The 18,030-nt window shown below is 34.7% G+C and carries 16 protein-coding genes; 8 read left to right on the top strand and 8 right to left on the bottom strand.

The window, feature by feature from the left end; genetic code table 11:
• Positions 1-20: 20 nt before the first annotated feature.
• Both ALGA_RS05710 and ALGA_RS05705 read right to left on the bottom strand, forming a co-directional pair.
• The gene (locus ALGA_RS05710; RefSeq protein WP_145957574.1) at positions 21-1,340 is read right to left on the bottom strand and encodes a vWA domain-containing protein; all 1,320 of its coding nucleotides are present in this window, start codon (positions 1,338-1,340) and stop codon (positions 21-23) included.
• 296 nt (positions 1,341-1,636) lie between these two features.
• Positions 1,637-2,680, bottom strand: a complete 1,044-nt coding sequence (locus tag ALGA_RS05705; RefSeq protein ID WP_096428411.1) for a transglutaminase domain-containing protein — start codon at positions 2,678-2,680, stop codon at positions 1,637-1,639.
• A gap of 178 nt (positions 2,681-2,858) precedes the next feature.
• On the opposite strand from ALGA_RS05705, the gene ychF reads away from it, so the two are divergent.
• The 4 genes from ychF to ALGA_RS05685 all read left to right on the top strand — a co-directional run bounded on the left by ychF (position 2,859) and on the right by ALGA_RS05685 (position 6,598).
• The gene (ychF, locus tag ALGA_RS05700; protein WP_096428410.1) at positions 2,859-3,959 is read left to right on the top strand and encodes a redox-regulated ATPase YchF; all 1,101 of its coding nucleotides are present in this window, start codon (positions 2,859-2,861) and stop codon (positions 3,957-3,959) included.
• A 147-nt stretch (positions 3,960-4,106) separates the two neighbouring features.
• On the top strand, positions 4,107-4,484 hold the full coding sequence (gene crcB, locus ALGA_RS05695) for a fluoride efflux transporter CrcB (protein ID WP_096428409.1): 378 nt from the start codon (positions 4,107-4,109) through the stop codon (positions 4,482-4,484).
• Positions 4,485-4,496: 12 nt separating this feature from the next.
• On the top strand, positions 4,497-4,847 hold the full coding sequence (locus tag ALGA_RS05690; RefSeq protein ID WP_096428408.1) for a DUF190 domain-containing protein: 351 nt from the start codon (positions 4,497-4,499) through the stop codon (positions 4,845-4,847).
• A gap of 125 nt (positions 4,848-4,972) precedes the next feature.
• A complete protein-coding gene (locus tag ALGA_RS05685) occupies positions 4,973-6,598 on the top strand; it encodes an alkaline phosphatase family protein (RefSeq protein ID WP_162845389.1) in 1,626 nt (541 codons plus the stop codon).
• Positions 6,599-6,641: 43 nt separating this feature from the next.
• On the opposite strand, the gene ALGA_RS05680 is transcribed toward ALGA_RS05685, so the two are convergent.
• From ALGA_RS05680 to mutY, 5 genes are all read right to left on the bottom strand, one after another.
• Positions 6,642-7,292 (bottom strand): 4'-phosphopantetheinyl transferase family protein, encoded by a 651-nt coding sequence (locus ALGA_RS05680; RefSeq protein WP_096428406.1) that lies wholly within the window; start codon positions 7,290-7,292, stop codon positions 6,642-6,644.
• Between the two features lie 16 nt (positions 7,293-7,308).
• The gene (gene gldD, locus ALGA_RS05675) at positions 7,309-7,890 is read right to left on the bottom strand and encodes a gliding motility lipoprotein GldD (protein WP_096428405.1); all 582 of its coding nucleotides are present in this window, start codon (positions 7,888-7,890) and stop codon (positions 7,309-7,311) included.
• Between the two features lie 59 nt (positions 7,891-7,949).
• On the bottom strand, positions 7,950-9,188 hold the full coding sequence (gene gldE, locus ALGA_RS05670) for a gliding motility-associated protein GldE (RefSeq protein WP_096433450.1): 1,239 nt from the start codon (positions 9,186-9,188) through the stop codon (positions 7,950-7,952).
• Between the two features lie 124 nt (positions 9,189-9,312).
• Complete coding sequence (locus ALGA_RS05665; protein ID WP_096428404.1) at positions 9,313-9,738, bottom strand: single-stranded DNA-binding protein; 426 nt, start codon at positions 9,736-9,738, stop codon at positions 9,313-9,315.
• Positions 9,739-9,801: 63 nt separating this feature from the next.
• The gene (mutY, locus tag ALGA_RS05660) at positions 9,802-10,860 is read right to left on the bottom strand and encodes an A/G-specific adenine glycosylase (protein WP_096428403.1); all 1,059 of its coding nucleotides are present in this window, start codon (positions 10,858-10,860) and stop codon (positions 9,802-9,804) included.
• Positions 10,861-11,010: 150 nt separating this feature from the next.
• On the opposite strand from mutY, the gene ALGA_RS05655 reads away from it, so the two are divergent.
• The 4 genes from ALGA_RS05655 (at position 11,011) to ALGA_RS05640 (ending at position 16,806) form a co-directional block, all read left to right on the top strand.
• Entirely contained in the window at positions 11,011-11,295 is a 285-nt protein-coding gene (locus ALGA_RS05655; protein ID WP_096428402.1) for an HU family DNA-binding protein, read from the top strand.
• Between the two features lie 248 nt (positions 11,296-11,543).
• The gene (locus ALGA_RS05650; RefSeq protein ID WP_096428401.1) at positions 11,544-13,100 is read left to right on the top strand and encodes an Rne/Rng family ribonuclease; all 1,557 of its coding nucleotides are present in this window, start codon (positions 11,544-11,546) and stop codon (positions 13,098-13,100) included.
• Between the two features lie 120 nt (positions 13,101-13,220).
• Entirely contained in the window at positions 13,221-15,200 is a 1,980-nt protein-coding gene (locus tag ALGA_RS05645; protein WP_096428400.1) for a protein-disulfide reductase DsbD family protein, read from the top strand.
• A gap of 214 nt (positions 15,201-15,414) precedes the next feature.
• The gene (locus tag ALGA_RS05640; protein ID WP_096428399.1) at positions 15,415-16,806 is read left to right on the top strand and encodes an NAD(P)/FAD-dependent oxidoreductase; all 1,392 of its coding nucleotides are present in this window, start codon (positions 15,415-15,417) and stop codon (positions 16,804-16,806) included.
• A gap of 58 nt (positions 16,807-16,864) precedes the next feature.
• Here ALGA_RS05640 and ALGA_RS05635 read toward each other — a convergent pair whose 3' ends face one another.
• Positions 16,865-17,959, bottom strand: coding sequence for a sensor histidine kinase (locus tag ALGA_RS05635; RefSeq protein WP_162845388.1), 1,095 nt, complete (start codon positions 17,957-17,959; stop codon positions 16,865-16,867).
• Positions 17,960-18,030: the final 71 nt, after the last annotated feature.

Here is an 18,030-nt window from a genome sequence, read left to right as displayed (position 1 = left end):
AATATTGTAAATCAATAAGATTACAAGCGTACTGGTATTGATTTACCTGAAGTAATCACGAAACTTGTTTTTCTGGAGCTTTGTGACAGATAGGCATTTTTGTTTCTGAAAATTAAATGATACGTTCCAGGTTGAAGTGTCAAAGTTTCTCTCAATGTTTTTTCCGGGATATTATGAATCCATTCTAATTTACTTCCTTTTTGAACAAACAAACTACATGGACCAGATGTTGGTTTAAAAATAGTAACTAAACCCGGTTGAGGAATTTTGATAGATGTCGTTTTACTTTGATTAATTTCAACATCAGGAATTGAAATTCTAGGCAGACTTAAAACTTCTAAATCGTATTTGCCAGTCAGGTATTTTGTTACTTCATTAGGTATTTGAATATTAATAATCTCTTTGTTTTTTCTGATAAGAATTTTTAAATCTTTGTATAAGGTTGTTCTGGCAGAAGCAATTTTCAACATCCCCTGAGGAGCATCAAATCCAATCGCAGTGTGCTTACCTGCAACAATACTTATGCTGTCGCGATGCAATTCAGGGATCGTGTGAATTGTAATATCGTAAGTAAGTAACGGATCAAGAAATAAAGTGTCCGGATTTCCTTTTGCATTCAGGGTATGCATAAATTGATATCTTACTTTACCCGAAACAGAGTTATAGAACGTCATGGGAACATCAGTTTCCGTTGGAGAACCATTGGCATCAATTAAATTTATTTGTACCGAAGTTTTGTTCAAAACCTGAGAGATAACATACTCCAACGTTCCTCCGAAGCGTTCTTCTTTCTTTACTTCAATAAAATTTCCAATGCATTCGAAACTACTTTTAAAATCAACATCTAAACCTATTCCAATAATGAATGGTTTTAAAAAGATTCCTTTTTTTTGCAGTTCTAATGATACTGCACATGGATCGCCATCACAAGCCTCTACACCATCGGTAATAAGAATAATTACATTACGGGTCAAGGAATTTACTTCAGGAAAATCATTCGCTGCAAGTTCTAAAGAATGAGCAATCGGGGTTGTTCCTTTCGGGGTGATATATCGTAACGTTTGTCTTATTTCACCCGCATTTCCAGGTTTAAAGGGCACCTCTAATTTGGTGTCGTTGCAATCCTGTGGTGGGACAACACTTTGATGACCATATACTCTTAAAGCCAGTTCGACATTGTCTTCATATTCCAAACTGTCAATCATTTGAATCAAAAATCTACGGGCTATATTAATCTTTTTTGATTCTTCCCAGTAACCATTCATGCTTTGAGAAGCATCGAAAATAAATAATATTCGCGTTTTCTCATTTTTTTCGTGCGAAACTTGAGAAAACGCCAATTTTGAACACAATAGTATCAACAAAAAGATTGAGAAATATTTAAGATATGATTTCAATAGATGGGAGTTATTTATTTGGTAAGTAAAGATAGTTATTGTGCTAAAGAATTAAAATTGATTGTTCTTATAATTTTAGTTTAATTTACAGATGTTACTATTTTGATAACCTTATTAAGACTTTTATTTATCAAGAATTCGATGAATAAGGACCATACCATACTTTTTCTTTACTGATTCTATTTTTGATATTCCAGAAGCTTATAATAAGCTTGCGCTAAAAGAAGTTTTTAAATAGCTTATTTTAAATATCTGATCTGTTTTTTTGCGGAAATAATTAATCTATCAATATTATCAATATCGGCTTTAACTTGCAAAAGCATAATTTGCGAGGAGATGTCGGAAGAGGATTTAAATAGATCAATTGCTAATTGCATTTTTCCCCGAGCTTTTATTAATCTAGAATAGTTTCGAGGATCTATTTCTCCATCAAAATTCTTCATGTTTCTAGCATATCTGTAATACTCGATGGCAAGATTGAATTTATTATTTGGGTTTGTTCTGTATATTTCATGAGCCGTTTTTAACCTTTTATTGGCTCCAGACATCCGGTTGAATTGAATTAAAGTATCGGTATAATTGTAATTGGCAGGAGCACTATTCATATATTTTTTGATGGGCTCTTCCCCGGCATTAAATATTTGTATTGAAATTGGGGTGTTTAAAAATTGCCACATCGGTATAATTGGTAAATGGCTTACAATGAATTCTTCAGGAGAAACCATATAAAACTCATTTGTTTTACTCTTAATTCCCGAATGATGAAGAATTGCATTGGCCCAACTTAAATCAAAAAAGCGCCATTCATCATTTATTTTCACAACATTCCAGGAATGGGTTGCTCGATCTTGTAAGGCGCCATTCTTTGAGATATACCCTCCGATGGTATAGGATTCTAAACCTGAATAAGTACAAAAAAACTGAAACAATTTTGAAAACCCTTCACACACTGCTTTCCCTTTCTTTAAAACACAAACGGGCGATGAGCAGTTATTTGATCCCATATAAAAAAGCAGGTTCGAATCATACATTAATTCTACTTGATCTTCATATTTTATATTCGTAATGATCCACATGTAAAAGGCTCGGATTTTATCTTCATTACTTTCTGCAGGAGCTACTAAATAATTGTGCAGTAAAACAATATTCTGGGATAGGCTATCGGGTGTTCTTTTTACATATCGGTCGATATTTCCATATTTACCGAATGTTGGTTCCTGAGCTTGCACCAACTCAAGAGACGCTAATGCTAAAATAATAATGATTGTTAACTTTTGATACATACTGCTTTGCCTATGTTTAAAGCTAACGAAAATATGAATAAACCTTAAGATGATTCTTATTATTTAACATTTATTTAGGAGTTAAAACCTTAAAATTGGCACAACGAAAATTAAAATGTACTTTTGCACAGATTTTTAAAAATAGAATAGTAGCAAATCATATAATATATAAATAGCCATGGCTTTACAGTGTGGAATTGTAGGATTACCAAATGTTGGAAAATCCACCTTATTTAATTGTTTGTCGAATGCAAAAGCACAATCGGCAAATTTCCCCTTTTGTACGATAGAACCTAACGTTGGAGTTATTAGCATTCCTGATGATCGTTTAATTAGATTAACTGAATTGGTAAAGCCGCAAAGAATTCAGCCATCTGTAATGGAAATTGTTGATATTGCTGGTTTGGTAAAAGGAGCAAGCAAAGGCGAAGGTTTAGGAAATAAATTCCTTTCAAATATTCGTGAGACTAGTGCTATCATACATGTTTTGCGTTGTTTTGAGGATGATAATATTGTTCACGTTGATGGTTCTGTAAATCCAATTCGAGATAAAGAGACTATCGATATCGAATTGCAATTGAAGGATTTGGAAAATGTTGAAGCAAGATTGCAAAAGGCAGCTAAATTGGCGAAAATTGGTAAAAATCCTGACGCGGTTCGTTTAACTGACGTATTAGGAAGATATAAGGAAGTTTTAGAGCAAGGCAAGTCTGCTCGTGTGGTTGAATTGAGTGAGGCTGATGAGAAGGTAGCCGCGGATCTTCATTTACTAACTACAAAACCTATTTTATACGTTTGTAATGTTGATGAAGCTTCTGTTGTGAATGGAAATGTTCATGTTGATGCAGTTCGAGAAGCGGTTAAAAATGAAAATGCTGAAGTAATTGTTGTTGGTGCTGGTATTGAAGCAGATATTGCAGAGCTGGAAACCTACGAAGAAAAGCAAATGTTTTTGGAAGATTTAGGTCTAAAGGAACCAGGTGTTAATAAATTGATTAAAGCTGCATTTCGATTACTTGAACTTGAAACTTATTTTACCGCAGGCGTTAAAGAAGTGAGATCATGGACTTATCCTAAAGGAGCTAAAGCACCACAGGCAGCTGGTGTTATACATACCGATTTCGAAAAAGGTTTTATTCGTGCAGAAGTAATTAAGTACGAAGATTTTTCAAATTTAGGTTCTGAAGCTGCTTGTAAGGAAGCTGGCAAGATGAATGTTGAAGGAAAAGAATATGTAGTTCAGGATGGAGATATCATGCATTTCCGATTTAATGTGTAATCGAATTCTTTAAAAATATATAGATGGCTGTTCAATTTGAACAGCCATTTTTTTTGAACCTATTTTGTAAACCAAGATTTGTATCTTTAGCATTGGTAACGACTTTAGATTGTTCATTACTAAATTATACATTATTACTTATATCGTATGCTTCGTACAGTTTTATTGGTAGGATTAGGAGGTTTTTTGGGGAGTATTTCTCGTTTTTTGGCTGAACAAGGTCTTCATCGTTATTTTGATACTGTTTTTCCGATTGGAACCATGACAGTAAATATTGTGGGCAGCTTTATTATTGGAATCGTTTATGCAGTGGCAGAACGGGATAATTTGGTGAGCCCCGAAATGAGAATGTTTTTAGCGGTTGGCTTTTGTGGAGGCTTTACAACTTTCTCTTCGTTCGCTTTTGATAATCTCAATCTTTTAAAAGACAGTGGTTTTTTGTATCTTTCATTATATGTGACCGGGAGTGTATTTCTTGGATTGCTTGCAGTCTACTTCGGCACACAAGTTCATAAACTATTCTAAAACTATATCCATATGAAGCTGAAAGGCAAAGCCAAATTACTTCGGGTATTTGTTGGTGAAGCCGATAGGGTTTATCAGAGGCCACTTTATGAAGCAATTGTTTATGGCGCGAAAAGATATGGTTTAGCTGGAGCAACTGTTCACAGGGGAATCATGTCTTACGGTGCAAACTCACGAATTCACTCTTCAAAAATATTTGCTTTATCAGATGATTTGCCAATTATCATTGAGCTGGTAGATTCAGAAGAAAAAGTTAATGGTTTTCTTCACATTATAGAACTGTTAATTGAAAAATCGGGTGGTGGTGGAATGATTACTATGGAACAAGTCGATGTAATTCGATATCAGCCACAGAATAAATAGCTGTTTGAATACTGGTTTAAGCGTCAAATGTTAAAGATCCAATAATATCAAATTCAATTTCTTTTTTATCAAATCGAATCGGTTATATTTGTGGCGAATAGTTAATAACCACAACGAGAATGATAATGAGTAAAAGATTTGTAAGCCTGTTATTTGCAATATTAGTATTTACTATACAATTTTCAATTGCACAAAACGCACGAAAAATCCCATCAGAAAAGCCAAAGCTTGTTGTAGGTATTGTTGTAGATCATTTACGTGCCGATTACTTTTTTCGTTATTCAAATTTGCTGGGAGATGGGGGGTTCAAGCGATTAATGAATCAGGGAACCTATTGTAAAAACGCTAAATTTAGTTACTTGTATTCTCAAACAGGACCCGATCATGCTTCTATATTTACAGGTACACCTCCAGCTTTTCATGGTATTATTTCTAATGGATGGTACAATCGTTTATCAGGTAAACTGGAATTTGCCAAGGATGATTCTGATACCAGACTTGTGGGAATTGAATCAAAAGAGAAGGGGAGTTCTCCGAAAAAATTACTGGCAGCAACATTAGGTGATGAGATTAAGCTGTTCAACTCACACTCGAGAGTGGTAGGGGTTGCTTTAAATTGCGAGTCATCCATGTTTTCTGCTGGTCATGCTGCCGATGGAGCTTATTGGATGGATGATCTTTCAGGGAAATTTATAACATCATCTTATTATCAGGATACTTTATACAATTGGGTTAAAGAATTTAATGAAAAAAAGTTTGCTGATTTTTATTTAAATCGTGTTTGGACACCTTTTAATGGTGGTAATAAGGCAAGTGTATCTAATAAATTACTAGGGAAAGTTGGTTTGAATAATGAGTTTTTCTATGATTTAAATAAGGAAAAGAGAGAGCACGGATATAAGGCGATTAAAACGACACCTTTTGGGAATATGTTGGTAAAGGATTTTGCCATATCTGCAATTATTAACGAGAACTTAGGTAAGGATGATGACTCCGATTTTTTATCTGTAACTTTTTCTTGCTTAGGAGAAAAGAATCGGGATTTATCTCCTTTTGCGCCCGAAATGCTTGATAACTTTATTCGATTAGATCAGGAGCTGGAACATTTCCTTTCATTTTTAGATGAGCAGATTGGAATGGAAAATGTGTTGGTCTTTCTAACTGCAGATGAATCGGCAAACTATACTCCAGAGAATCTTGCGGAACAAAACATACCCAATGGTTACTTTAGTAGCTACAATGCAATTGCCTTGTTAAAATCTTATTTCAATATTATATATGGGAATGGAAAATGGATTTTAGGATATGATTCGCAACAGGTTTATTTGAATCATCAGTTGATTGAGGATTCGAAGCTGTCGATTACTGTTTTGCAGGAGAAGGCCGTTGATTTCTTGATTCAATTTTCGGGAGTGGCTACAACTACCTCTGCAAACAGTTTGGTGAAATCGAATTATACACATGGAATATTGCAAAAAGTACAGCGCTCATTTAGTCAAAAACGATCGGGTGATATAATGCTTACTCTGGAGCCAGGGTGGATGCATAAGATTAAAGATGAGCGCGATGAGATAGCACAATACTCTTATACCAATCAGGTTCCGTTATTTTGGTATGGGTGGAAGATTAAAAGATCAGTAATTTCTCGATCAATCTATATTGAAGATATTGTTCCTACAATTTCAAGTTTTTTGAATATTTCTATTCCTTCCGGTTGTGATGGAAATCCGATTGAAGAGTTGGTGAACTAGAAAAAGATTCACTTTAAAAATATATAACGCCAGTGGTAATGGATTAATCTATTGCTGTTGGCGTTTCTTTGCAGGAATAAACAAGCAAATGATTATCGAACTGCAGATAATGAAAGGTGTAGTTTTCTGAAAAATCGGTTCTGCAAACTTGACCAAGGAAATGAGAATCGCTTGAGGAAAAGGGAGCGATTTTTAATTCATCAATTAAATGAACATCTTTTTTGCCGTACATTTTAATCAGACATTCTTTGGCGCACCAATGTTGGTATAGGTGTAGAATTTTATTTTCATCTTCAATATTATTAAGCTCTGATTTTGAGAGAAATCGGCTGGCAATTCGATTAACGCGATCCGATAAGTACTCCATGTCGAGAGCAACAGAATATTTGTCTCCAATTAGAATTCCAACGTACGATTTTGTGTGAGAGACACTAATATTTAAGTTAGAATTGATTAAATGAGGTTTTCCATGTTCATCATTTTCAATTAGAACCTCTTGACCAAGGCTAAATTGTACAAGACAACGTGTTGCAACAAATTCAATTTTGCGGGATTCACTGCCAAATGAGTTGAGTCGTGCTAATTCACTCGCGGTTAAATGCACATTTTGAAGAAGTTCCTTTAAGGGTTCGGTGGTATTCCAAACGATTAATCTGCAGGAATCATTTATTTGTATTTGTTTGCAAATTGGCATGAATTACAATATTAGCTTATTTCCATTTCAGGCTTTCCATCAGTCTAACGATGTCTTTATCGATGAATTGAATTACCGGTGCTAAAGAATCCTGATTAGGATGTTCCCGAAAATACAATGCCCCTCTTAAAAAATGTTTGGTGCTATCTGTTGCCACAAATTGAACGGATGATGCCGCGTTGCCTCTTATTCGGTAAATCATTCCATAAACCTTTTCTTCACTATTAATGTAAACCTGCTCGGCAATGGCATCCGCTACAATAGAATGCTTGTATGCCATTTTTCTCGAATCTTCAAGATATTCTCCTAAGTTGTTGTCTACATTTTTATAGCTAAGATAAATGGTTGCACGGTATTCTGGATATTGAATGTTGGCCCAATATTTTTCAGCTCCTTTAGTCGCATCTTTTTCAATTTTAGTCATCGATAAACGATCAAAACTGTAAGGAAAATCTGTATCCCAGTTCTGATATTCCTTTTTCGGGAAATCGATTCTATAATATGCTTTCGGTTTTGGAGTATATTTCTTTTTGCATGAATTAGAACCTAAAGAAATAAGAATAAAAAGAAAAACTGAAAGAATGCGATACAATTTCATAAATTAAAGATGTAGATGCAAATGACGCCTAGGAATATTTGCTGATTGATGATTTTGAATTATTTTTTTGTCGAGATTTTAGGCAGTATAAAACGAATTTTTTTGATTCGTCGATTATCTACAGCTTCCACAATAAAGCGATAATTTTTAAATTTGAATTCTTCTTTTTTCCGCGGAATTTCACCTTTTATCTCAAGAAGCAAACCCGCTAAGGTTTCAGCATCACCTTTTATCTTATCAAAACTATCCGTATTAAGTTCTGTAATTTTAAAAAAATCGTTGAGCGAAGTCTGTCCTTCAAAAAGGTAGGAGCCATCTTCCTCTAGTGTAAAAGTAGCTTTATTGTCATCCGATTCATCGGTAATATCGCCAATAATTTCTTCAAGAATATCTTCCATTGTTATAATCCCTGAAGTTCCTCCATATTCATCAACAACAACGGCCATATGATTTTTTTGAATTTGAAATTCCTCCAGTAAATCATTTATTTTTTTGGTTTCAGGGACATAATAAGGGGGGCGAATTACAGATTGCCAGCGAAAGGTATTTGGTTTGTTATGGTGAGGAAGCAAATCTTTTACATATAGAATTCCTTTGATGTTGTCAAAGCTTTCATCAAAAACAGGAATTCGTGAAAACCCGGATTCAATAATTATCGATTTTAATTTACTGAAGCTAGTGTTTATATCTACGGCTATCGCGTTTACTCTGGATATCATGATTTCTTCAACATTAATATTCCCAAAGTTGACAATTCCTTCCAGAATTTCCATTTCTTCAGATATTTCGTCAGCAGTTAGTTCCAATGCTTGCGAAAGATCCACCATCGAAATATTCTGCTTTTTAGAAATTCGATTGTTAACGATCGAGGTCGATTTAATAAGTAAGGTTGAAAAAGGGCGGAATAATATCTCTAAATAAAAAATTGGGTAGGCAACGAACTTAGAAAACTTCAAAGTGGTTTGAGTCGCATATACTTTGGGGATAATTTCACCAAAAAGCAATAGTATAAATGTGATGGCGATAACCTGAACCACAAATCCCAGAGTAGGAGCGTTCGAAAAATCGACTAATGAGTTTGTGATGTAACTCGATAAAATAACAATTCCAATGTTCACAAAGTTATTTGCGATTAGTATAGTGGCAAGTAATTTTTCAGGTTTTCGAAGAAGTTTTAAAAGTTTTTTGTTTTTAGAACTGTCTTCGCTTTCAAGATCGTTTATGTCTTGGGGTGAAAGGGAGAAAAGGGCTACTTCTGACCCCGAAATCACGGCAGAACAAAATAAAAGAAGTACCATTATAAGTAAATTTATAATGGTACTTATATTTAAAGCATGAAAAGCAATGTCGGTATTGCTTAAAAAAAGTTTTGTGAATTCTTCTGTTTCCAATTTTGAGTGAAATTAGTTTCCAATAGAATGCCTAGAAAGGAAGGTCATCCGTTTCATCTGCCACCGGTGATTCCGAAGCTGCTGGCTGTGGCGCTGCATTACTTGTTTTTGATTCAGATACATTTTCAGCTTTACGACCTAACATTTGCATGGTAGTACCAAAAATCTCCGTCGTATATCTTTTTATACCATCTTTGTCTTCCCAATTACGTGTTCTAATTTGTCCTTCAACATAGATTTGCATTCCTTTTTTAACGTAACTTTCTGCAATTTCTGCGAGTTTACGCCACAATACAATGTTGTGCCATTCTGTTTGTGTAACTTTTTCACCGTTTTTATTGTTGTAGGTTTCGCTTGTAGCAAGAGAAAAGTTACAAACAGCAACACCATTGTCAAGGTATTTTACTTCTGGGTCTTTCCCAACATTTCCAACAAGAATTACTTTGTTTACTGACATATTTTGATTTTTAAAATTTAACAATAGTTTAAAGATACAACTTAATTCGACATCATAATGTAATTATGTGTTATTTTTCACAATCATATTAAGGTGATCTTCAATCAGTTTAGGGAATGGGTAATTCGGGATCTCTGAATAGTTTATGATTTTATAGTCAGTGTTTTTTTTCAATTTTTTAATATCCATTTCAATGTGAATGAAAGTGGTGTGTAAATTTTGATGACTTAATTTATGCAACACATTTCCAGATACCGAGTGAATAAGCATGTTCTTATTCCCAAATAATTCTTTCCATTCCAAAGTTTGTAACAATTCATCCGTTGGAATTGGTTTATTGTATTCAATTAGAGGGTATTGGAACAAGTTCTCCCAAATGTCTTTTTTCTCTCTTTTTTCGATTAAAAATTGACTTTTACAAGATAGAAACAAATAGTAAAAATATCGGTTTTTAGTTTTAATTTGTTTCGATTTAATTGGTAATTGATCAACTTGGGCATTATTATATGCAAAGCAATTTGCAAAAAGCGGACAAATATCACATTTCGGATTACGAGGAATACATTGTAGAGCGCCAAATTCAATAATTGCTTGGTTGAAGATTTCTGGACGGGCATTCCCCATCGTTTCACTTGCAATACTCTGAAAATATTTTTTCCCCTCAGTGCTGTCAATTGCTTTATCGATACCATATATTCGTGATAATACGCGGTAAACATTCCCGTCAACAGCAGCATGTGGCAAGTTGAAGGCAAATGAGGCAATTGCCGCTGCGGTGTACGACCCAATTCCTTTTAATTTAAGAATTTCTTCATAGGAGTCCGGAAAAATACCGTTATATTGCGATTGAATAATTTTTGCTGTCGCATGTAAGTTTCTTGCACGGGAATAGTAGCCTAATCCTTGCCAAAGTTTTAGAACTTCTTGTTCTTTTGCTTTAGCTAAATCCGAAATTGTTGGGAATTGTTCTATAAAGCGATTAAAATAATCAATTGCAGTAGCAACTCTAGTCTGCTGAAGCATGATTTCTGATATCCATATTTGATAAGGATCTTTTGTTTCTCGCCATGGTAATTCGCGTTTATTCTGCAAATACCAGTTTATGATTTGGTTACTAAGCATCTCGAAATTATTTGTCTTGAACAATTTTTTTCAAATTTGGGAAAAATTAATGGTATTCGATTTCATTAATCGCTAGAAATCATATATATTTGCATTCTGATTTGAGAAAATGATGATGTAAATAATTGATAATTAAAGATTTTTTAAGAGATGACTAAAGCAGATATTGTTAACGAGATTTCTAAAAACACAGGAATTGAGAAAATTACAGTACAAAAAACTGTTGAAGCTTTCATGGATACTATCAAAGTTTCTTTGGTAAAAGGCAAAAATGTGTATTTGAGAGGTTTCGGGAGTTTTATCGTTAAGAAAAGAGCAGAGAAAACTGCAAGAAACATTTCTAAAAACACAACAATTATTATTGCTGAGCACTTTATCCCAGCTTTTAAACCAGCTAAGACATTCGTTAGTAAGGTTAAGACTAACGTAAAGTAGACTTAGATTGTAATTAATTAAAAATATTGAAGATATGCCAAGCGGAAAAAAAAGAAAAAGACATAAGATGGCTACGCACAAGCGTAAGAAAAGATTAAGAAAAAACCGTCATAAGAAAAAGAAATAAATTCTTTTGAATTGATTGTTTGTAGAAACAAAATAAATAAACCTAAAGAACTTTTTAGTACTTTAGGTTTATCTATTTGTAAGAACTGATTATCTTTAATAAAAAATAAGAGAAGAAAGTAGTGAGTAACGAGCTTGTAATTGATGTAACCCCTAATGAAATTGTAATTGCTTTATTAAGCAATAAACAATTAATTGAGTTATCCAGAGAAAAGAATAACCTTCAGTTTGCTGTTGGCGATATCTATCTGGGAAAAGTGAAGAAGATAATGCCTGGATTAAATGCTGCATTTATTGATGTAGGATATGAAAAAGATGCTTTTTTACATTATTTAGATTTAGGCCATCAATTTAGATCCCTTAGTAAGTTCTTACAACAAGCTTTAGCAAAAAATGGTCGTAATCTTTCCATTTCTAAAATGAAACTGGAGCCGGATATTGACAAGAATGGGAAAATGTCTGAGACCCTAAAGTCCGGGCAACATATACTTGTTCAGGTTGCTAAAGAACCTATCTCCACAAAAGGTCCCAGATTGTGTTCCGAAATTTCTATTGCCGGAAGAAATCTGGTTTTAATGCCTTTCTCTGACAAAGTTTCAATTTCTCAAAAGATTAGTTCTACGGAGGAAAAGCTGCGACTAAAGCAACTTCTTCAAAGTATTAAGCCTAAAAACTATGGAGTAATTGTTCGTACGGTTGCCGAAGGAAAAAGGGTGGCTGAGCTTGATAAGGAATTAAGATCTCTTGTTGAAAAATGGGAGGAAAGTTTTGAGCACATACGAGATTTAAATCCTCCTAAGTTGGTGTTGGGTGAAATGGATAGAACATCTGCTATTTTGCGTGATATCTTGAATTCTTCATTCGAGAATATCTATATTAATGATGCCAATGCAGCAAAGGATATTACAAACTACATTACGAGTATTGCTCCTGAGAAATCAAAAATTGTAAAGTATATTACGGGTGATGTGCCTATTTTTGATCAGTTAGGTATTGATAAACAAATTAAATCTTCTTTTGGAAAGACAGTTTCCTTTAAGAATGGTGCTTACTTAATTATTGAACATACTGAAGCTTTTCATGTTGTTGATGTAAATAGTGGGAATCGTTCGAAAGCAGGAAACGACCAGGAATCAAGCGCTTTAGAGGTAAATTTAGCTGCTGCCGGGGAGATTGCCCGCCAACTTCGCTTGCGCGATATGGGTGGAATCATTGTAGTTGATTTTATTGATATGCACTCTGCCGAAAACCGACAGAAAGTTTTCGATAAGATGAAAGAAGTAATGGGATTAGACCGTACGAAGCATAACATTTTACCATTAAGTAAATTTGGTTTAATGCAGATTACTCGTCAACGCGTACGTCCCGAAATGAATGTTGAGATTCAAGAAACATGTCCAACATGTTTAGGATCTGGAAAAATAACTCCTTCTGTATTGCTTACCGACCAGATTGAGCAAAATCTTAAGCGGGTAGTTGCTCAGCAAAGTGATAGAAAACTTACTTTAAAAGCACACCCTTTTGTAGCTGCATATATCAACAAAGGAATATGGAAAACGCTGCGTAGAGAATGGCAGTCGGAATTGGGAATTAAACTTTCAGTTCGTGAAATTCCTTCCTACGATATGTTGGAGTATAAATTCTTTGATAAAAATAACCAGGAAATTGAATTGATTTAATTGAGTTGAGAAAATTCCAAATCTGAGAATTTTCGAAACTTTGTTATCGTTTTGTTAAAGGCTTTGTTAAGGTGCTTTATAATACTAATTTTATGTGTTAAAGCAACTAAATTAAAGCACATGAAACAGAAACTTCTTATTTTATTAATTGGAGTTTTCCTTTGCAGTATAATCTCAGTTCAGGCTCAAATTCGCAAAACGGTATCCTGGGATTTTTCAACAGAACAAGTCAGTAGTAACGAAGTTAATTTGGTTTTCACAGCCAAAATTGACAATGAATGGCATCTGTATTCCCAACATTTTCCTGATGGAGGACCAATTCGGTTCAGTGCAACTTTCACCGATTCAGACAATTACGAATTAATTGGGGATTTGGAAGAGATCACTAAGCCAAAATCAGAATACGATGACATTTTCGAAATGGACATTCAGTATTTTGTGGGTGGGGCAGTTTTGAAACAAAAAGTCAAATTGCTATCCAAATCAGCATTTTCTGTTGAAGGGGAAATGGAATATCAAACTTGTCGTGAAGGTGAGTGTGTGATGTATACCCCTGATTTCGAATTTAAACTAAACGTTGGAAAAAAAGCCGCTTCTATTGAGTCAAGTGCGCAAGTAAAAGAGAAAATAAATCCGATGAAGAATCCTCGAAAGGAATATACTTCATTGTGGTCTTTGTTCTTTATTTCTTTTTCTTTCGGATTAATAGCCCTTCTTACACCTTGTGTGTTTCCAATGATTCCAATGACGGTTTCTTTTTTTATGCACAGCTCAGAAAACAGACGAAAAGCAATTTTTAATGCCATTGTTTATGGTGTTTCAATTATTGGTATCTATACCATTATTGGAACCATTGTTGCTGTAACTTTAGGACCAAGTTTTGCCAATTGGCTAAGTACTCATTGGATTCCGAATATTCTATTCTTTATAATATTCTTGTTTTTTGCGTTTTCATTTTTCGGAATGTTCGAGATTACCATGCCTAGTTGGATTGTAAATAAGTCGGTATCGAATGAAGATAAAGGAGGAATTGCAGGTTCATTTTTTATGGCTTTCACCTTGGTGTTGGTTTCATTTTCTTGTACCGGACCTATTGTAGGATCTATACTTGTTCAATCGGCAGGAGGCGAGGTTTTGGAACCAATTGTAGGAATGTTCGGTTTCTCTCTTGCCTTTGCATTGCCATTTACGCTGTTTGCTATATTCCCGTCGTGGTTGAATAACTTGCCAAAGTCGGGTGGTTGGTTGAATTCAGTAAAAGTGATTTTAGGATTTTTAGAACTTGCATTGGGATTAAAATTCTTAAGTATTGCCGATCAAACTTATGGATGGGGACTATTGGATAGAGAAATTTACTTAGGAATATGGATCGTTATTTTTACATTGATGGGATTCTATCTATTGGGTAAATTAAAGTTTAGCCACGATAGTGATGTTAAGTTTGTATCTGTACCTCGTTTAATGCTGGCGATTGCCTCGTTTTCATTTGTAGTTTTTATGATTCCGGGAATGTTTGGAGCTCCTCTAAAAGCAATATCCGGTTATTTACCGCCACAAACAACTCAGGATTTTGATATTTCTGCCATTGTGCGTAATCAGTCTGGAGCAGTTAGCGAGAATGAACTTTGTGAAGCACCAAAGTATGCTGAAAGGCTCCATTTGCCGCATGGTTTAAAAGGATATTTCGATTTTGAGCAAGGAATAGCTTGCGCAAAAGAACAGAATAAACCAGTCTTTATTGACTTTACAGGTCACGGGTGTGTGAATTGCCGTGAAATGGAAGCAAATGTTTGGTCTGATCCTCGTGTTCAAAAAATATTAAGAGAAGATTATGTGATTATTGCATTATATGTGGATGATAAGCAAACATTGCCTGAGTCGGATTGGATAACATCAAGTTACGATGGGAAAGTGAAAAAGACTTTAGGTAGGAAGTACGCCGATTTTCAGATTACCCGTTTTGGGGTAAATGCACAACCTTATTACGTGCTTCTGGATAAAGAGGAAGATACTTTGGTTGACCCTCGAGCGTATGATTTAAATGCTGAAGCATTTGTTGAATTTCTTGAAAACGGGAAAAGGGAATTTAAAAATCGATAAAATATTTAGACACAGGTTAAAGAGGTCGGGATGAGTAATCATTCCGGCCTTTTTATTGTCGGTGTAATTTCAATTTAGAATTCGTAATATTTATAATCATTATAGAGAGTTACATGTAATTTGAATGAAAAGAATGCCTATTTTTAGAGGTTTGCCTGTTCGAAAATTGAAATTAGGTGAGCCGCATTAATCTAAAGGAAATTAAATAAAACGTATGAAGAAATACGATGTGATTATTGTCGGAGCCGGTCCTGCCGGTATCTTTTGTGCTTATGAATTAGTAAAGAACAGAGATGATTTAAACATTTTAATCCTTGAAAAAGGGAGAGGAATGGATAAACGAAAATGTCCAAAACATACTAATGGAGGAAAATGTGTGCATTGTAAGCCTTGCAGTATTACAACAGGATGGGCTGGAGCAGGTGCCTTTTCTGATGGGAAACTTTCATTATCACCCGAAGTCGGAGGAACTTTACCCGAATATTTAGGAGTTGAGGAAACAATCAAATTAATTAAATATACCGATGAGGTGTATATAGAATTTGGTGCAGCTTCCGATATTCATGGCGAAACACTAACGCTGGAAATGGAAAAGATCCGGAAAAAAGCTATCGAGGCAAATTTAAAATTGGTGCATTGTCCTGTACGTCATTTAGGAACTGAGAAAGCGCAGGAATTGTACCGTAAATTATACGACTATGTTACCAAGAAAGGAGTTGAGGTCCACTTTAATTGTGCCGTTGAGAACTTGATTTTAGATGGTGATAAAATCAAAGGGGTAAAGAATGGTAAGGGAGATTATTTCGCCGATTTAGTATTGGTATCTGTTGGCCGCGATGGAGCCGATTGGCTGATGAAGGAGTGTAGTAAAGAGAGCATATTAACGGAAGTTGGTGTTGTTGATATTGGGGTTCGGTTGGAATGTAGGAATGAGGTGATGAAGGAAATTAACGATAATTTTTACGAAGCTAAACTAGTTCATTACACAAAGACTTTTGATGATAAAGTAAGAACGTTTTGTTCAAACCCAGGTGGTTTTGTATCATCGGAATATTACGATGATAACTTGGCGGTGGTGAATGGACATAGCTTCAAAGATTTTAAAAGCGACAATACGAACTTTGCTTTATTGGTATCGCAGAAGTTTACAGAACCTTTTAAAGCGCCTATTGAATATGGTAAACACATTGCCCGTTTGGCTAATATGCTTACAAATAATCAAATACTGGTACAACGATTTGGAGACTTGCTAAGAGGTCGTAGAACTACCTCAAGCCGATTGCTTCGAAATAACATTATACCAACCTTAAAAGATGCGGTACCAGGAGATTTAAGCTTAGTTCTGCCACACAGAATAATGAAAGATATTGAAGAAATGATTTTGGCATTAGACAAAGTAACGCCTGGATTAGCATCTGATGAAACTTTATTATATGGCGTTGAGGTCAAGTTTTATAGTAACATCACTAAAGTGGATAATGGTTTTCAGTCAACATCCGTTGAAAATCTTTATTTGGGTGGTGATGGAGCAGGAATTACACGAGGTTTGATGCAAGCTTCGATAAATGGAGTTGTAATAGCCAGAGAATTCCTGAAAAAGTTATAATTAAAGTGGTTTTATTGGTTGCTGATGCATTTGTTATTAGCAATCAATAAAATATATTTTAGAGTAAATTATCCTGAGAGTGAGGTAGGTAAAAACTAAAAATACTCCCTTTGTTTGGGGTACTTTCAACTTTAACCCAGCCGTCGAGTTTTTTAATAATTCGCTGCACGATTGATAATCCTAAGCCATGGCCTTTCACCAGTCCATCTCCTAATTTATGTGGATCGACAAAAATGATATCGCATTGTCTTTCATCAAGTCCTATTCCGTTGTCTTTCACCCAGAATTTTTTGTAACCATCTTCAGCTATTGAGCTTCCAATTTCAATATTGGGAGGAGTTCCACCATACTTAATCGCATTTCGAATGTAGTTGTACCAAACTTCTTCTATCCATGGTCCATAGCCAATCGAAGGCTCAAATTCCTTAGCGATAAATATTTTTGCTGTTCCTTTTTCAGATTCTGAAATTCGGTTAACAGCCTCTTCAACAATGTCCTTCATTGAGAGATGGGTTTTTACTATTTCGTCTTTTTTCAGATTTGAGAAAAGAAGCATTTCCGTAATAATACTGCTCATTTTGAAGCCACTGGAAACAATAATCTCTAAAAAGGAATTGCGTTTCTCTTCGCTCATTTCCTTATCAGTAAGAATCAGCTGACTAAACCCGATGATACTATTTAATTGGGAATGCAATTCATGAGCAATCGTATGACCAAATGCGTCTAATTCAATGTTTCGTATTTTAAGTTCATTCTCAGCCTTTACTCGTGCCGAGATATCAGTAATAAAAGCAATACCTATTAGTTCCTTGTCCGTATTGATAAAGCTTAAACTAATTTCAAGAGAAAAAAGAGTTCCATCTTTTTTTATTCCGGATAGTTTTGAGTTGGCATGTCCCATAGGACGTGCTTTGGGAGCTGAAAAATAAGTAAGTAGATGGGTTTTGTGCTGTTCTTTATGTCTGTTTGGAATTAATTTTTCGATTGATTGACCAATTAGTTCATTGGTTTCATATCCAAATAACTCGTTAGTTGTTTTATTTACCAACAATATTTCACTTCTCTTATTAATAAAAATGACGCCCTCGGCCATGGACTCAATCAGTGATTGAACAGAAATGCTATTTTTGAAAATATCTGAAAAATCCATCATCATTGTTCCATTAAATTCATATTTTCCTTGTTAGGCAAGAAACTCAGAGCTTTAAAAAGCCAAGTTTATTT

The organism is Labilibaculum antarcticum, from assembly GCF_002356295.1.
Lineage (GTDB): Bacteria > Bacteroidota > Bacteroidia > Bacteroidales > Marinifilaceae > Labilibaculum > Labilibaculum antarcticum.
Note: the sequence above shows the minus strand (reverse complement) of the source record. Positions and strands in the feature narration are given on the sequence as shown.

Excerpts from the sequence above, each read along its gene's own strand:
- ALGA_RS05665 (WP_096428404.1), bottom strand. The coding sequence starts at position 9,738 with ATGTCAGTAAACAAAGTAATTCTTGTTGGAAATGTTGGGAAAGACCCA.
- ALGA_RS05680 (WP_096428406.1), bottom strand. The coding sequence starts at position 7,292 with ATGCCAATTTGCAAACAAATACAAATAAATGATTCCTGCAGATTAATC.
- ALGA_RS05655 (WP_096428402.1), top strand. The coding sequence starts at position 11,011 with ATGACTAAAGCAGATATTGTTAACGAGATTTCTAAAAACACAGGAATT.
- ychF (WP_096428410.1), top strand. The coding sequence starts at position 2,859 with ATGGCTTTACAGTGTGGAATTGTAGGATTACCAAATGTTGGAAAATCC.
- mutY (WP_096428403.1), bottom strand. The coding sequence starts at position 10,860 with ATGCTTAGTAACCAAATCATAAACTGGTATTTGCAGAATAAACGCGAA.
- gldD (WP_096428405.1), bottom strand. The coding sequence starts at position 7,890 with ATGAAATTGTATCGCATTCTTTCAGTTTTTCTTTTTATTCTTATTTCT.
- ALGA_RS05645 (WP_096428400.1), top strand. The coding sequence starts at position 13,221 with ATGAAACAGAAACTTCTTATTTTATTAATTGGAGTTTTCCTTTGCAGT.
- ALGA_RS05640 (WP_096428399.1), top strand. The coding sequence starts at position 15,415 with ATGAAGAAATACGATGTGATTATTGTCGGAGCCGGTCCTGCCGGTATC.
- ALGA_RS05690 (WP_096428408.1), top strand. The coding sequence starts at position 4,497 with ATGAAGCTGAAAGGCAAAGCCAAATTACTTCGGGTATTTGTTGGTGAA.
- crcB (WP_096428409.1), top strand. The coding sequence starts at position 4,107 with ATGCTTCGTACAGTTTTATTGGTAGGATTAGGAGGTTTTTTGGGGAGT.
- ALGA_RS05705 (WP_096428411.1), bottom strand. The coding sequence starts at position 2,680 with ATGTATCAAAAGTTAACAATCATTATTATTTTAGCATTAGCGTCTCTT.
- ALGA_RS05685 (WP_162845389.1), top strand. The coding sequence starts at position 4,973 with ATGAGTAAAAGATTTGTAAGCCTGTTATTTGCAATATTAGTATTTACT.
- ALGA_RS05635 (WP_162845388.1), bottom strand. The coding sequence starts at position 17,959 with ATGATGGATTTTTCAGATATTTTCAAAAATAGCATTTCTGTTCAATCA.
- gldE (WP_096433450.1), bottom strand. The coding sequence starts at position 9,188 with ATGGTACTTCTTTTATTTTGTTCTGCCGTGATTTCGGGGTCAGAAGTA.